Origin of the sequence: Brachyspira pilosicoli, from assembly GCF_019402445.1 — a bacterium.
Taxonomy (GTDB): domain Bacteria; phylum Spirochaetota; class Brachyspiria; order Brachyspirales; family Brachyspiraceae; genus Brachyspira; species Brachyspira pilosicoli_B.
Window position 1 is genome coordinate 1 of the sequence record NZ_SRZM01000200.1, and the last position, 249, is coordinate 249.

Here is a 249-nt window from a genome sequence, read left to right on the forward strand (position 1 = left end):
GATATCATTTTATACATTTCAGGCATTAAGTTACACAATAGATGTTTACAGAGGTGAAATAAAATCAGAGAAAAATATTATTAAGTATGCATTGTTTGTATCATTTTTTCCTCAGTTAGTTGCTGGTCCAATAGAACGTTCTAAAAATTTGCTTATTCAGGTGGAGAATTTATATAAAATAAAAAGATTTGATTATGATAGAATAACAGAAGGTCTTACTTTAATGCTTTTTGGTTATTTTCAAAAGAT

At 26.1% G+C, this 249-nt stretch carries 1 pseudogene; it reads left to right on the plus strand.

Annotation, left to right across the window (positions count from 1 at the left end):
* Window positions 1–249: pseudogene (locus tag E6A48_RS07190) on the plus strand (MBOAT family O-acyltransferase); the annotation flags it as partial.